Annotated in this window: 11 protein-coding genes; 7 read left to right on the forward strand and 4 right to left on the reverse strand. The window is 66.3% G+C overall.

Annotated elements, in window-relative coordinates; translation table 11 throughout:
• Position 1: 1 nt before the first annotated feature.
• From BVG12_RS23480 to BVG12_RS23490, 3 genes are all read right to left on the reverse strand, one after another.
• On the reverse strand, positions 2-187 hold the full coding sequence (locus tag BVG12_RS23480; RefSeq protein WP_075794502.1) for a 4-oxalocrotonate tautomerase: 186 nt from the start codon (positions 185-187) through the stop codon (positions 2-4).
• Between the two features lie 10 nt (positions 188-197).
• The gene (locus BVG12_RS23485; RefSeq protein WP_229503694.1) at positions 198-923 is read right to left on the reverse strand and encodes a class II aldolase/adducin family protein; all 726 of its coding nucleotides are present in this window, start codon (positions 921-923) and stop codon (positions 198-200) included.
• Positions 924-1,010: 87 nt separating this feature from the next.
• Positions 1,011-3,122, reverse strand: a complete 2,112-nt coding sequence (locus tag BVG12_RS23490; RefSeq protein ID WP_075794504.1) for a TonB-dependent receptor family protein — start codon at positions 3,120-3,122, stop codon at positions 1,011-1,013.
• Positions 3,123-3,273: 151 nt separating this feature from the next.
• Between BVG12_RS23490 and BVG12_RS23495 the strand changes: the two genes are divergently transcribed.
• The 7 genes from BVG12_RS23495 to BVG12_RS23525 all read left to right on the forward strand — a co-directional run bounded on the left by BVG12_RS23495 (position 3,274) and on the right by BVG12_RS23525 (position 12,607).
• Complete coding sequence (locus BVG12_RS23495; protein ID WP_075794505.1) at positions 3,274-4,215, forward strand: beta-propeller fold lactonase family protein; 942 nt, start codon at positions 3,274-3,276, stop codon at positions 4,213-4,215.
• A 168-nt stretch (positions 4,216-4,383) separates the two neighbouring features.
• Positions 4,384-5,904 carry an aldehyde dehydrogenase gene (gene adh, locus BVG12_RS23500; protein ID WP_075794506.1) on the forward strand — a complete coding sequence of 507 codons (1,521 nt, stop codon included), beginning with the start codon at positions 4,384-4,386 and terminating at the stop codon, positions 5,902-5,904.
• A gap of 62 nt (positions 5,905-5,966) precedes the next feature.
• Positions 5,967-6,347, forward strand: a complete 381-nt coding sequence (locus BVG12_RS23505) for a DUF779 domain-containing protein (RefSeq protein ID WP_075794507.1) — start codon at positions 5,967-5,969, stop codon at positions 6,345-6,347.
• A 27-nt stretch (positions 6,348-6,374) separates the two neighbouring features.
• Positions 6,375-8,120 carry a PQQ-dependent methanol/ethanol family dehydrogenase gene (locus tag BVG12_RS23510; RefSeq protein ID WP_075794508.1) on the forward strand — a complete coding sequence of 582 codons (1,746 nt, stop codon included), beginning with the start codon at positions 6,375-6,377 and terminating at the stop codon, positions 8,118-8,120.
• A 286-nt stretch (positions 8,121-8,406) separates the two neighbouring features.
• On the forward strand, positions 8,407-9,564 hold the full coding sequence (locus BVG12_RS23515; protein ID WP_075794509.1) for a porin: 1,158 nt from the start codon (positions 8,407-8,409) through the stop codon (positions 9,562-9,564).
• An 8-nt stretch (positions 9,565-9,572) separates the two neighbouring features.
• The gene (locus tag BVG12_RS23520; protein WP_075794510.1) at positions 9,573-11,636 is read left to right on the forward strand and encodes a 4Fe-4S binding protein; all 2,064 of its coding nucleotides are present in this window, start codon (positions 9,573-9,575) and stop codon (positions 11,634-11,636) included.
• Positions 11,633-12,607: an FAD:protein FMN transferase gene (locus tag BVG12_RS23525; protein ID WP_307189083.1), complete on the forward strand. Its 975-nt coding sequence runs from the start codon at positions 11,633-11,635 to the stop codon at positions 12,605-12,607. Before BVG12_RS23520 ends, BVG12_RS23525 begins: the two co-directional genes overlap by 4 nt.
• Here BVG12_RS23525 and BVG12_RS23530 read toward each other — a convergent pair.
• Positions 12,604-14,538, reverse strand: coding sequence for a sigma-54-dependent Fis family transcriptional regulator (locus BVG12_RS23530; protein ID WP_075794512.1), 1,935 nt, complete (start codon positions 14,536-14,538; stop codon positions 12,604-12,606). The genes BVG12_RS23525 and BVG12_RS23530 overlap by 4 nt on opposite strands.
• Between the last annotated feature and the right edge of the window lie 515 nt (positions 14,539-15,053).

Below are 15,053 nucleotides of genomic sequence, written 5' to 3' on the forward strand. Positions count from 1 at the left end.
TCTATTCTTCCGACCACAGCTTGCCGCCGGTGGCCCAATGCTCGCGCTTGACTTCCTGGATCAGGATGTCCACGGATTCGGGCGCGCACTCCAGCGTCTTGACGGTGGCTTCCGTGACGGCTCGCACGAAGGCACGCTTTTGTTCCGGCGTGCGGCCTTCGAACAGTTGAACGTTTATGGTCGGCATAGAGGCTCCTTTAAGTACGGTATTTGGGACTGGCCGCGTCCAGGCGGCGCAGCAGGGAAGGCCATTCGAGCGCGCCTTCGGGCGAACTGTCGCCCACCAGCTGCGCGTGCGCGGTCGAGCACATCGCCTCAGCAGGCTGGCGCAGCGGCACGCCGGCCGCCTGCGCGCGCAGCTGCGCATCGCAGGCGCGGTCCAGCGTTTCCATCAGCACGAACGCTTCGGGGATCGTCCGGCCCACGGTGAGGCTGCCGTGATTCCGCAGCAGCATGGCGGGCCTCGCGCCCAGGTTGCGCACGAGGCGCGCCTGTTCGTCGGGCGTCATCGCGATGCCTTCATAGTCGTGATACGCGAGTTCCCCGTAGAAGCGCAGTGCATACGGCGACAGCGGCAGCAGGCCATCTTGCTGCATGCCGACGGCGATGCCGGACGGGTTATGCAGGTGCATGACGCAGGCGGCATCCGGCCGCGCCTTGTGCACGGCCGCGTGCAGGCGGAAGCCCGACTGGTTCACCCGGGCCGGCAGCGCCCCGACGACGTTGCCGTCGCCGTCGACCTTCACCAGGTTCGACGCCGTCACTTCATCGAAGCACATGCCGAACGCGTTGATCAGGTAGTGGCCCGGTTCACCGGGGATCGCGGCAGAGATGTGGGTATAGATGCCGTCGGCCCAGCCGTACAGCGCGCATAACTGGTAGCACGCGGCGAGGTCGACGCGCGTTTGCCATTCTGAAGTCATCGGGAGTTTGTCCATCACGCCAGCGTAGCAGGCAATATGCACGTTGGTCATACGCCTGCTTGCATAAACGCTATGCGTGCCGCGTATTCAGAACTGGTACTGGACGCCGGCGCCGAGCACCCAGTTGCGTCCCGGCGCCGCTTCATAATAACGCTTGTTGCTGTCGCCGACGATGACCGAGCCGACGTACGTGCGGTCGAACACGTTGTTCACGCGCGCGTACTCGCGCACGCGCCACGCGCCCAGCGTCTGGTTGGCCTGCACGCGCGCATTGACGATCGCATAGCCCGGTGCCGGCGTCGCCGCGTTGGCGTCGTCCGGATAGACTTTGCCGCTGGCGATCGCCTCCAGCGCCGCCTGCAGGCGACCGTCCGCATCCTTCCACGCCAGCTCGCCGAACAGACTCGTTCGCGGCACGCCCGGCAGGCGATTGCCCTCCGCAACGCCGGTGAAGGCCTCGTCGTAGATCGCGCGCAGCAGCGTGGCCGCCAGGCGGGCGGAGAAGCCCGCGCGCAGGTCGGCATCAAGCGCCAGCTCCAGGCCCTGACGCAAGGTGGCGCTCGCATTGCGGTAGCTGGTGCGGCCGCCGCTGGAACTGTCGACCACCAGCTCGTCCTGTGTGCGCACCTGGAAGAGGGCGGCGTTCACGCGCACGTCAGGGCCGATCATGGCCTTGGCACCCGCCTCCAACTGCGTGCTGGTGGCTGCGCCAAGATGGTAATTGAAGCCGCCGCCCGTGCCCGAGTAGAACACCTCGTTGAGCGTAGGCGTCTCGAAACCCCGCGCCGCGCTGGCGTAGACGTTGAGCGTGGGCGTGACCTTGTACAGCGCACCGAGCAGCGGCGTCGTGTGGCGGTAGTCGACGCTGCCGCCGTCGTTGCCGTTCGAGAGATAGTGGTCGTCCACGTCGAAGCTCACGCGGCTGTGGCGCAGGCCGGCCGTGAACACCCACGGTCCGCGCTCCCATTCCATCTGCAGGTAGGGGTCGACGTTGCGCACGTCGTCTTCCTCGTCGCGGCGCAGGCGGCCCTTCACGCCGAAGGCCGTGCCGACGTAGTTCTCGTACCCCTTGCGCGCATCGTTCGATTTGCCGGCTTCCAGGCCCACGGTCGTGCGCAGGGTGCCGTCGCCGAGCGGGCGCACCATCAGCCAGTTCGCGTCGACGCCGTAGAAATCGCGGTCGAAATCGACCACGCCGCCGGAATGGCTGGCCGGCGCCTGGAACGCTTTTGAAAACGACTGGTACTGGATCACGCTGCGGTTGCCGCCGTAGACCGTCATATGCAGGCGGTCGGTGCCGAATTTTTCATCCCAGGCCACGCCGATCTGCTGGTGGTGGATGGTCTTGCGCGTGTCGTAGCGGTCGGCCAGCGTGCGCCTGGGCGTTTGCGTGTCCGTCGTGTCGATCTCGCCGGTGCGCGGGTCGCGCTGGAACGTGGCCCACGTCACGCCGAGCGGATCCTGTGTGTCGTCCTGGCGCAGGCTGCTCCCCGTCACCGTCAGCTTGCCAGTGGTAGACGTGTCGAAGGTCAGCTTCGCATAGGCCTGGTCGCGCGTGGCGGCGCTGTGGGCGCGGTAGCCGTCCGTCTCGAAGCGCGACCCGTCGAGCAGCCAGCCGAAGCTGCCCTGCTTGCCGCCCGTGTTGACGTCCGTCTTGCGCATGCCGTCGCTGCCGGCGGAGACGTTCGTTTCGACATAGGGCGCGCCGCGCGGATCGCGCGTGAACAGCTGGATCACGCCGCCCGCGTGGTTGCCGTACAGCGTGGAGAACGGGCCGCGCAAGACTTCGATGCGCTCGGCCATGTCGAGGTTGAACGTCGCGGCCTGGCCCTGGCCGTCGGGCATGGTGGCCGGGATGCCGTCCGCGATGAGGCGCACGCCGCGCACGCCGAACGCGGAGCGCGCGCCGAAGCCGCGCGACGAGATCTGCAGGTCCTGCGCATAGTTCTGGCGGTTCTGCACATTGATCCCCGGTACCGCGGCCAGCGCCTCGGATGCGTTCACGCGCGGCTGGGCAGCGCCGATGCGGTCCGCGTCGACGACGTCGATGGCGGCCGGCAGGTCGAAGCTCGTGTGCTCGGCGCGCGTGGCGCTGACGACGACCACGCTCATGGGCGCATCCGGCGCATCGGGCGCGGCGGTGCAGGCCAGCGGTGCGGCGGCGAACAGCGCCGCCACAAAATTCAAACGGTATTCCATCTTGTCTCCATGCTCAATGTCGAATAGTCCGCCCTGTCGTCCGGGCGCCGACCATCAGCGCATGCAATATACCTGCCAGCCCGGAAACGTGCTGTGCGCATGGCATGGCGCTTGCAGTCCCGAGAGTACCGCTCACTCTTGAAGGACCATCATGTTACTCGTTCGTTCCCTCATCGTCCTGCTGGCCTGCGGCTGCGGCGCCGCGCAGGCCGCGCCCTTCGCCTACGTCCCCAACGAAAAATCCGGCACGGTCAGCGTGATCGACACGGCCAGCGGCGCCGCCGTGCACCAGATCGCGGCCGGCAAGCGTCCGCGCGGCATCGCGGCCGATCCGGCGGGCACGCGGCTGTACGTGACGGATGCGGCCGCCAATGCGCTGCTCGTGCTGGATGCGGCCAGCGGCGCGACGTTGAATACGATCCCGCTCGGCAGCTCGCCGGAGGGCGTGAACGCATCGCGCGACGGCCGCTGGGTCGCCGTCGCGGTGGAAGACACCAACAGCGTGGCGTTGATCGACGCGGCCGCGCGCATGCTCGCCGCCGATATCCCCGTTCAGGGCCGCAATCCCGAGCACGCCGTGTTCAGCCCGGACGGGCGCTGGCTGCTCGTCTCGGCCGAGAACGCGGAACAGGTCGACGTGATCGACGTGGCCGCGCGCCGCCAGGTCGGCTCGATCGCCGTGGGTCTGCGTCCGCGCGGCATCGGCTTCTCGCCGGACGGCGCGCGGGCCTACGTCGCGTGCGAGCTGGCGGGCGCGGTGTACGTGCTGGACATCGAACAGCGGCGCAGCATCGCAATCATCCCGGCGGGGAAGAACCCGGCCGGCATCGCCGTATCTCCGGACGGGAAGACCGTGTTCGTGTCGAACGGCGCGGACGGCAGCGTGATGCGCATCGACGCCGCACGCAACGCGGTGGACGCCACCATCGCGGTCGGCAAGCGGCCCTGGAACATGGCGCTGACGAGCGACGGCAGCCGGCTGTACGTGGCGAACGGCCGCTCGGACAGCGTGTCCGTGATCGACACGGCGGCGGGCCGCAAGACGGCCGACATCGCCGTGGGCCAGCTGCCGTGGGGTGTGGTGATCCGCTGAGTTGTTCAAGTTTGGGACACCTGTACCAGAAACAGCCGGCGCCAGGCCGTCCGGCACGGCCAAAACAGGGGAAACCGGGCTGGCACGGGGTTTGCGAAAGAAGAGGAGTACGAACCAACAACCGGTGCCGGCAACGGCCAATTCCAACTCATAGAGAAAGAGGATGACATGAATCTCGCGGACATCAGCAAACTCGGCGTCGCCAATCCGTTCCGCCAACGCTACGACAACTACATCGGCGGTGAATTCGTCGCGCCGGCCAAGGGCGAGTATTTCGCCAACGTCACGCCGATCAGCGGCCAGCCGTTCTGCGAAATCGCGCGTTCGACGGCGGAAGACGTGGAGCTGGCGCTGGACGCCGCCCACGCCGCCAAGGATGCGTGGGCCAAGACGTCGCCGGCCGATCGCGCCAACATCCTGAACCGCATCGCCGACCGCATGGAGCAGAACCTGCGGCTGCTGGCGACCGCCGAGACCATCGACAACGGCAAGCCGATCCGCGAAACGATGGCGGCCGACATCCCGCTGGCGATCGACCACTTCCGCTATTTCGCCAGCTGCATCCGCACGCAGGAAGGCGCCATCTCGACCATCGACGACCAGACCTACGCCTACCATTTCCACGAGCCGCTGGGCGTCGTCGGCCAGATCATCCCGTGGAACTTCCCGATCCTGATGGCCGTGTGGAAGCTGGCCCCCGCGCTCGCCGCCGGCAACTGCGTCGTGCTGAAACCGGCCGAGCAGACGCCGGCCTCGATCATGGTGCTGGTCGAGCTGATCGCCGACCTGCTGCCGGCGGGCGTCCTGAACGTCGTCAACGGCTTCGGCCTGGAAGCGGGCAAGCCGCTCGCGTCGAGCAAGCGCATCGCCAAGATCGCGTTCACCGGCGAGACGGGCACCGGCCGCCTGATCATGCAATACGCCGCGCAGAACCTGATTCCCGTGACGCTGGAATTGGGCGGCAAGTCGCCCAACATCTTCTTCGCCGACGTGATGGATGCGGACGACGACTTCTTCGACAAATGCCTCGAAGGTTTCGCGATGTTCGCGCTGAACCAGGGCGAGGTGTGCACCTGCCCGTCGCGCGTGCTGATCCAGGAATCGATCTACGAAAAATTCATCGAGCGCGCGCTGGCGCGCGTCGCGCAGATCAAGGCCGGCAATCCGCTCGACGAGGGCACGATGATCGGCGCCCAGGCATCGAAGGAACAGCTGGAGAAAATCCTGTCCTACCTCGACATCGGCCGCCAGGAAGGCGCGCAGGTGTTGGCCGGCGGCGAGCAGGCGACGCACGACGGCGACCTGGCCGGCGGTTACTACGTGCGTCCGACCGTGTTCAAGGGTGACAACAGCATGCGCATCTTCCAGGAAGAGATCTTTGGCCCGGTCGTGTCGGTGACGACGTTCAAGGACGAAGCGGACGCGCTGCGCATCGCCAACGATACGCTGTACGGTCTCGGCGCCGGCCTGTGGACGCGCGACGGCAGCCGCGCCTTCCGCGTCGGCCGCGCGATCCAGGCGGGCCGCGTGTGGACCAACTGCTACCACCTGTACCCGGCCCACGCCGCGTTCGGCGGCTACAAGCAATCGGGCATCGGCCGCGAGAATCACAAGATGATGCTCGACCACTATCAGCAGACCAAGAATCTGCTGGTGAGCTACAGCCAGAAAGCGCTGGGCTTCTTCTGATGCAGCATCGCCCCGCGCCAAGCCGCGGGGCAAGGCTTGAAAAATGCGAATCGAAGGACGCCATGACACCCAATATCGAACGCGTGACCGCGACCCCCGCGGCGCTGACCTTCATCGGCGAATTGCGGCAGCGCCACGGGCCGCTGATGTTTTTTCAGTCCGGCGGCTGCTGCGACGGCAGTACGCCGATGTGCTACGCCGCCGGGGAGTTCGACCTCTCCGACACCGACGTCTACCTGGGCAACCTGGACGGCGCCCCGTTCTACATCGGGCTGGAGCAGTTCGGATACTGGGAGCACACCCAGTTGATCATCGATGTGGTGGACGGCAACGGCGGCATGTTCTCGCTCGATAACGGAACGGGGCGGCGCTTCCTCACGCGCTCGCGCCTGTTCACGGACGAGGAATGCAGCCAGTTGCGCATGCGGGCGCCCGGACCGTAGACGTACAACGACAACAAGGAGACAAGCATGAAAAAGACAATGACCGTCCTGCTCGCAGGACTCGCTCCCCTGGCGTTTCTCGCCCAGGCGGCCGACATCACCAACGCGATGCTCGAGAATGCATCGAAGGACACGAAGAACGTGCTGTCCTTCGGCATGGGCTCGCAGGGCCAGCGCTATTCGACGCTCACCCAGATCAACACGAAGACCGTTGGCCAGCTCGTGCCCGCGTGGTCGTTCTCGTTCGGCGGCGAAAAGCAGCGCGGCCAGGAATCGCAGCCCATCATCGCCAACGGCAAGATGTTCGTCACCGCGTCGTACTCGCGCATCTTCGCCATCGACCTCAAGACGGGCAACAAGCTGTGGAAGTACGAGCACCGCCTGCCGGAAGCGATCATGCCGTGCTGCGACGTCGTCAACCGCGGCGCTGCCGTGTACGGCAACCTGGTCATCTTCGGCACGCTGGATGCGCAGCTGGTCGCCCTCGACCAGAACACCGGCAAGATCGCGTGGAAGGAAAAGGTCGACGATTATGCGGCCGGCTACTCGATCACGGCCGCGCCCCTGATCGCGAAGGGCGTGCTGATCACGGGCGTGTCGGGCGGCGAGTTCGGCATCGTGGGCCGGGTGGAAGGCCGCAATCCGCTGACGGGCGACTTGTTGTGGACGCGTCCCACCGTCGAAGGCCACATGGGGTACCGCTACGACAAGGACGGCAAGGCGTTTGATGCCGGCATCACCGGCACCGTCAACAAGAGCTGGCCGGGCGAGTTGTGGAAGACGGGCGGCGCGTCGACGTGGATGGGCGGCACGTACGACCCGGCCACGGGCCTCGCGTACTTCGGCACCGGCAACCCTGCGCCGTGGAACAGCCACCTGCGTCCGGGCGACAACCTGTATTCGTCGTCGACCGTCGCGCTGGATCCGGAAACGGGCCAGATCAAATGGGCCTACCAGAACACGCCGAACGATTCCTGGGACTTCGACGGCGCCAACGAATTTGTCACGTTCGACATGAACGGCAAGCGCTACGGCGGCAAGGCCGACCGCAACGGCTTCTTCTACGTGATCGACGCGAAGACCGGTCAGCTGCAGAACGCGTTCCCGTTCGTCCGCAAGATCACGTGGGCGAGCGGCATCGATCTGAAAACGGGGCGTCCGAACTTCATCGCGGCCAACCGCCCGAGCGATCCGACCAAGGGCGACGGCAAGAAGGGTTCGACCGTCTTCGCGGCCCCGGCCTTCCTGGGCGCGAAAAACCAGATGCCGATGGCGTACAGTCCGCAGACCGGCTTGTTCTACGTGCCGGCCAACGAGTGGGGCATGGAAATCTGGAACGAGCCGATCTCGTACAAGAAGGGCGGCGCCTATCTCGGCGCGGGCTTCACCATCAAGCCGCTGAACGACGACTACATCGGCGCGCTGCGCGCGATCGATCCGAAGACCGGCAAGATCGTTTGGGAAGACAAGAACACGGCACCGCTGTGGGGCGGCGTGATGACGACGGCCGGTGGCCTCGTCTTCTACGGCACGCCGGAAGGCTTCCTCAAGGCCGTCGACGCCAAATCCGGCAAGGAGTTGTGGAAGTTCCAGACGGGTTCCGGCGTCGTCGCGCCGCCGGTGACGTGGGAAGACGGCGGCACGCAATACGTGGCCGTCGTGTCGGGCTGGGGCGGTGCCGTGCCGCTGTGGGGCGGCGAGGTCGCGAAGAAGGTCAACTTCCTCGAGCAGGGCGGCTCCGTCTGGGTATTCAAGCTCGCCTCGAAGATCTGAAGCCTAACGTGTGAGTGGTCAGGGAGGGTTATGCATCGGCTGCGGCGGCGGCCGGCGTCAAGACCCTGTTTTGCCGCGGCTTCGGCCGCGGTTTTTTTTATTTATATCGTTTATTCGGTTTTTGTGTACGGGCGATCAAAACTGCAACACCTGATCCGATTCGTCACAGAAAAATGGCTTCTTCTCTTCGTCCTCCCCTGTAAAACGACCGGGCACGCAACTTGCCATCACTGTCGGGTACATCTCAACGATGTATCCCACTACAAACTAGAAAGCGAGGAGACAAATGAAGAAGGTTCACGCAATGGCCGTCCTGGCCTCGATCGGCGCCTGCACGCAGGCCTCCGCCGTCGACCTGAAGGCCGGCGACTGGACGGTCAACGTCGGCGGCATCGTCAACGCCTATTACACGGGCGTCTCGTGCAGCGGTGACGCCGTCGGCGGGCTGGCGCTGGGCGGCCGAGCGCTCGGCTGCGGCGGCGAGGATCACCGCACCACCATCGGCAACGGCCTGCTGCCCAGCGGCCTCGTGACGTCCGTGTCGTCGACGCAGGGCGGCATTGAGGTCACGGCCAAGATCGGCATCTACGCGGCCACGGCGACGGACAGCGCCATCGCGCAGAACAGCACGGTCGACGTGCGCCAGGCGTTTTTCACGTTCGGCCGTGGGGACCTCGGCACGTTCAAGCTGGGCCGCGACTACGGCATCTTCGGCGCCAATGCGATCTTGAAAGACATGACGCTGGTCGGCGCCGGCGCACCGGTGCAAGCCACGCAGCGCGGCCGCGTCACGCTCGGCCACATCGGCGCCGGCTACAGCTACCTGGGCACGTATGGCCAGATCGTCTACAGCGCGCCCAAGAACGACGCGGGCATCGGCTTCGACTTCGGCGTGATGAGTCCCGTGTCCGACACGCCCGTGATCGCCGGTCCGCGCTATTCGACCCGGTCGAGCCCCCAGGTGCAGGCGCGCCTCTCCTTCGAACAGGACGGCTTCAAGGCCTGGCTCGGCGCCAAGACCCAGCGCTTCGAGTCGCAGACGGCAGGCGCCGGCGACCTCACGATGAACGGCTTCGAAGCCGGCGCGTCGTACCAGCTGGGCGCCGCGGGCCTGCTGATCAACGCGCAAACGGGGCGCGCGCTGGGCATCCTGTCCGACGCCGATCAGGGCGACGTCCGTTCGAAAAACTTCCTCGTGCAGGGCACGTTCAAGACGACCGATGCGCTCAAGCTGGGCCTGTCCTGGGGCCGCAGCGCCAATGACGACAACACTGCCGGCACGGCCGGCCTGAAGTCGAATGCCAACCTCACGGCCGGCGCCTACTATGCGCTGAACAGCGCGGTCACGCTGGTGGCGGAAGTCGGGCAGACGCGCTCGAAAGCCTTCGGTGGCGCGACCGCGCGCATGAACGGCGGTTCCGTCGGCGGCATCATCTTCTTCTGACGACGGCCATGCGCCTGCTCCGCCTGTTGATCTGCTGCTGGATACTGGCTTGCGTGTCCGCGCACGCCGGCACGCTGACGCAGGCGGAGTTGGCGCGACGCTTCCCCGCGCCGCTCACTGTCGGCGTAAAAGCGAGCGACGTTCCCGCCTGGCCGCTGTTCAAGCAGAACGGCACGGTGACGGAGCTGGTCGGCTATGCGTTCGAATCGGCCGACCTGGCGCCGGTGCCGGGCTTCGCCGGCGTGCCGCCGAACCTGCTCGTCGTGATCGACCCGAAAGGCACCTTCCTCGACGTCGCCGTGCTGTCGCAGCACGAGCCGGTGTTCCTGGAAGGGTTGGGCGAGGCGCCGCTGCGCGAGTTCCTGAACCAGTATCGCGGCCGGTCGCTGGGGCGGGGGATCACGGTCGGCGGGCCGGGGCAACTGGACGGCGTCTCGAAGGCGACGGCGTCGGTACGCATCATTAACCAGAGCATCCTGTCGGCCGCGCTGAAGGTGGCACGCGCCAAGCTCGGGTTTGCGCAGGGACGCGACCCGGGCCGCATCGGACGCATCCGCAATGACGTGGTCGAATCGATGTCGCTGCCGGCACTGGTGGATGCGGGCCTCGTGCGCCATGTGCGGATGTCCAACCGCGACGTCGAGCGCCTGTTCGCGGGCAGTGCCGGCGCCGGACTGGATGCGCCGGCGCTCGCGCATCCCGATGATGTCTATGTCGACGTCTGGGTGGCCTGGGCCTCCGTGCCCGCGGTCGGCCGCAACCTGCTGGCGCCGCGCACGTGGAACCGGCTGCAGGAACGGCTGGAACCGGGCGACCACGCGCTGCTCGTGATGACGGCCGGTCCGCACACGATCACGGGCGCGGACTTCGTGCGCGGCAGCGTCCCGCGCGGCATCGTGCTGCGCCAGGACCACTTGCCGCTCGAGATGCGCGACCTCGATCTCGAGCCGCGGCTGGCGCACGATGTGCACTTGCCGGTGGACGAGGTGCTGCTGTTGCGCGTGATCGCCCAGGCGGGGCTGGACCCGGCGCGTACGCTCGACTTCGCGCTGCCGGTCACGCGCAGCAAGGGCATCGTCTACCCCGAGCGCATCACGCGGGAGATCGCGTTCGACTATCGTCTTCCGGCCGCGTACTACATGGCGCCTAGCGGGGGCGCCCCGGCGTGGCAGGCCGGCTGGAAGGCGCGCCGCGGGCAGTTGCTCGTGCTCGTCGCCGCGCTGGCGCTGCTCGGCGTCGCGCTGTGGCAGCAGCGCCGGCTCGTGGCGCGTGCGCGCCGCTTTGCCTGGCTGCGCCGCGCGTGGCTGCTGTTCGTCGTCGGGTTCATCGGCTACGCGGCCCAGGCCCAGCTTTCCATCGTCAACCTCACCGGCATCGTGCAGGCGCTGCGCGCGGGACGCGGCCTGGATTACTTGCTGTTCGATCCGATGACGGTGGCGCTGTGGGCGTTCGTGCTCGTCTCGCTGTTCATCTGGGGACGCGGCACGTTCTGCGGCTGGTTGTGTCCTTTCGGCGCGTTGCAGGAACTCGCGGGCCTCGCCGGACAGGCGTTTAGGCTGCCGCAGCTGGCCGTGCGGCGTGCGCTCGACGTGCGCCTCAAGCGCGTGAAGTACGCGGTGCTGGCGGCGATCCTGCTGGCGGCCGTGTGGGCGCCGGCGCAGGCGGACAAGCTCGTCGAGCTGGAACCGTTCAAGACGGCGCTCACCCTGAATTTTGTGCGCGCATGGCCGTTCGTCGCGTATGCCGCCGGCTTGCTGCTGCTCGCCATGGTCGTCAACAAGGGGTTCTGCCGATATCTCTGTCCGCTCGGTGCGGCGCTGGCGCTGCTGGGCCGCGTGCGCCTGTTCGACTGGATCCCGCGCCGCGCCGAATGCGGCACGCCGTGCCAGACCTGTCGCCACCGCTGCGGCTACAACGCGATCGCCCCAAGCGGCGCGGTCGACTACGAGGAGTGTTTTCAATGTATGGAATGTGTCGTTATCCACGCAAGCGACGCGCAATGCGCGCCGCGGATACTGGAACGCAAGCGGGAGCGGTCGATTCCGATCGTGTCCATCGACAGGAGAGCATGATGCACAGAAGGACCTTTATCGCCGCCACGCTGGGCGGCATGGCCGGCACCGCCGTCGTCGACGCTGCCGAAGCCGACCGGCTGCCGCTGCACAGCGGCGCCGCGCTGGCGTTCGGCACGACGATCAGCATCGCCGTGCGCCATGCGGACCCGGAAGCCGCGCAGCAAGCCATCGCCGCCGCGCTGGGCGAGGCGCGCCGTGTCGATGCACTCATGAGCCTCCACCAGCCGCCCAGCCAGGTGTTCCGGCTGAACCGCGACAAGGTGCTGCACGGCCCCGATCCGCATCTGTTGACGGTGCTGGAGCATGCGCGCACGCTGTCGCGCCTGACGCAGGGTGCGTTCGACATCACGGTGCAGCCACTGTGGTGCGCCTTCGATGCGGCGCACGGCGTGCCGCCAGAGCTTGAACGCATGCGCGCGCGGAATCTCGTCGGCTGGACGCAGGTGCAGGCGGGGCTTGATCGCGTCGTGCTGGCGCGGCCGGGTATGGCGATCACGCTGAACGGCCTGGCGCAGGGCTATGCGACCGACCTCGCGCTTGCGGCGCTGCGCCGGCACGGCATCCGCCATGCGCTGGTCGATACCGGAGAATATGGTGCGCTCGGGCGCTCGGACGGGCGGCCCTGGCATCTGGGGATCCGCGATCCTCGCCGGGAGGATGCGATGGCCGCGGGCGTCGTGCTGGACGGACGCTGCGTCGCCACGTCCGGCGATTATGCCTCGGCGTTCACGTCCGACCTGCGCTATCACCACATCTTCGATCCGGCCCGCGGCGATTCGCCGACAGAGCTGGCGAGCGTCACGGTGGTCGCGCCCACCGGGCTGGAAGCGGACGGGTTGTCGACCGCGTTCATGGTGATGGGCGCCCGGCGCGCGCATGCGCTGGCGGCGCACTTGCCGGGCGTGGACCTGCTCACGATCGGCAAGGATGGCGCGCGCTGGAAGTCGTCCGGTTTCCCGGCGGCTTAAGGAGAGGTTTTCAAATGCGGCAGCTTGCGATAAATGGTGTTGCGCGAGACACCCAGCGCGCGTGCCGTGGCCGACACGTTGCCGCCGTTCGCTTCCAGGGACTTGAGGATCGCGGCCAGTTCCATCTCTTCGAGGTTGGCGCCGGTCGCGATCATCTGCTGGGCGACGGGCGCATTCGCCGGTGCCTCGGCGACGTCGTCGAGGAAGTCGTCGGGCATGTGGCGCAGGCCGATTTCCTCTTCATCGCCCGCCATGATCGCCGCCGTGCGCAACAGATTGGTCAGCTGGCGGAAGTTGCCGGGCCATTTGTGGCGCCTGAACAGCCGCAGCACTTCGTCCGAGATCGTATGGGTGCCGCCGGTTTCGGTTTCTGCGGAGAGGATCTTCTTCACGACCGTCTCGAGGTCCGTGCGCTCGCGCAGCGGCGGCAGTTTGACGACGAGGCCGTTCAGCCGGTAATACAGGTCTTCGCGGAACAGGCCTTCGGCGATGCGCTGGCGCAGGTTGTGGTTCGTCGCGCAGATCAGTTCCACGTTCACGGGAATCGACTTGCCGCTGCCGAGCGGCGTGACCATCCGCTCCTGCAGCACGCGCAGCAGGCGCGCCTGCAGGGAGTAGGGCATGTCGCCGATCTCGTCGAGGAACAGCGTGCCGCCGTTCGCCTGCAGGATCCGGCCGACGGCGCCCTTCTTGCGCGCGCCGGTAAATGCGCCGTCCTCGTAGCCGAACAGTTCCGATTCGATCAGCGTTTCCGGGATCGACGCGCAGTTGACCGCGACGAACGGCCCTTGCGCGCGCGGCGAATCGTTGTGGATGGCCTGGGCCAGCAGCTCCTTGCCGGTGCCGGTTTCGCCCATGATCAGGATCGGCACGTCGCGTCCGAGCACGCGGTTGACCTTGTCGATGACCTGTTCCAGTTGCGGGTCGCCCGTGTTCAGGTAGCGCAGGCCGGACAGGCGCCGCGTCGCGGCCTTCGCCGGCGGCTGGGGGAGGGCGGCGGCCTGCGAGGCATCGTCGAACGCGCCGGTCAGCACGTGCACGCCGTTCGTCAGGCGCAGCTCCGCGCGGCCGCGCACGCGCACGCCGTTGTGCATGCACAGGTCGAGCAGGCCGGGCGCCGCCGTGCGGTAGTGGTCATACAGCGCGGAGACGGGAAGGCCGAACAGGGAACTGAACGTATGGGCCTGCAGCGCGGGATACGAAAGGCCGAGCTGGAACAGGCCGTTGCGGTTGGCGGCGAGGAAGCGGCCGCCCGGACTGAACGACGCGATCCCTTCCATCAGCGTGCCGATGAACTCCGGCCGGGTGTGGAAGTGCAGCGTGATCGCGTTTTCGAACGTCGCCGTGAACATCTGGTTCTCGATCATCAGCGCCGACATGCGCACGAGGGCCATCGTGTGCTTGTGGAAGCTGCGGCGGTCGCCGCTGACGTCCAGGACGCCGACCACGTTGCCGCGGTGGTCCGTGATCGGCGCCGCGGAGCAGGTGAGGAAGTGGTTCGCGGAGAGGAAGTGCTGGTCGGCGTGGACCGTCGTCGGGGCCCGTTCGGCGATCGCGGTGCCGATCGCGTTCGTGCCCTTGCTTTCTTCGGACCAGGCCACGCCGGGTGTCAGCGCGACGCGGTTGGCCTTTTCCAGGAAGTCGGCATCGCCCAGCGAATGCACGATCACGCCTTGGGCGTCCGTCAGCAGCACCATATTGTGCGTGTTGGCGATCTGCTGGTACAGCGTTTCCATCGCGGGCACCGCATGGCTGTACAGGAGGCGATTCTGTTCGACCAGGTGCGACAGGTCGGCGCCGGACATAGGATTGAAATCGGGGCGCGAATCGGGACACAAGCCGAATTCTTCCGAGCGGCGGTGCGAGATGGCGATCATCGAGGCCAGGTCGTCGCCGGGGACGAGCAGGCCTGCTGCGTGTTGATAAGTCATTCCATGTCTCCTGTTTGGCCCTGGACCGCGGCTCTGTGCTGGGAATCGACTGTTCACAAATGTAGCACCTGTACCAGAATGGAACAATCAACGCCGTAAATATGTTCCGTTTTCCAGGGCCTTTGTTATATGCAACATAGAGTAAGCAAGCTGGATGCCAGCTTTTCGGGCATGCGAAACGGGTCTTGCGCAGGTGGGGGCGGGTTTGCTATAGTTCGCGTCCTGCTTCTGCGGCGCACAAAAAGTTTAACTGAATCAACTAGTTAAGCTTGTCAGATCGATTACATCGAGTGTGTTGCAGAAAAACGAGGGGTTGACGAGTTAAGCGAAACACTGCATAATCTCATTCCTCTGCTGCTGACGAACAAAACGATTCGCAAGCGCAGCAAGGCAGTACCGAACACGAAGTTCTTTAACAATCAACAGTCGATAAGTGTGGGCGTTTGATGAGGTGCCAGTATCGCTTCGGCGATATTGAATACTTAAATTATCAAATGTTCACGCAAAAGAAATAC

It is taken from the genome of Massilia putida, from assembly GCF_001941825.1.
In the GTDB taxonomy this organism is placed as follows: domain Bacteria; phylum Pseudomonadota; class Gammaproteobacteria; order Burkholderiales; family Burkholderiaceae_D; genus Telluria; species Telluria putida.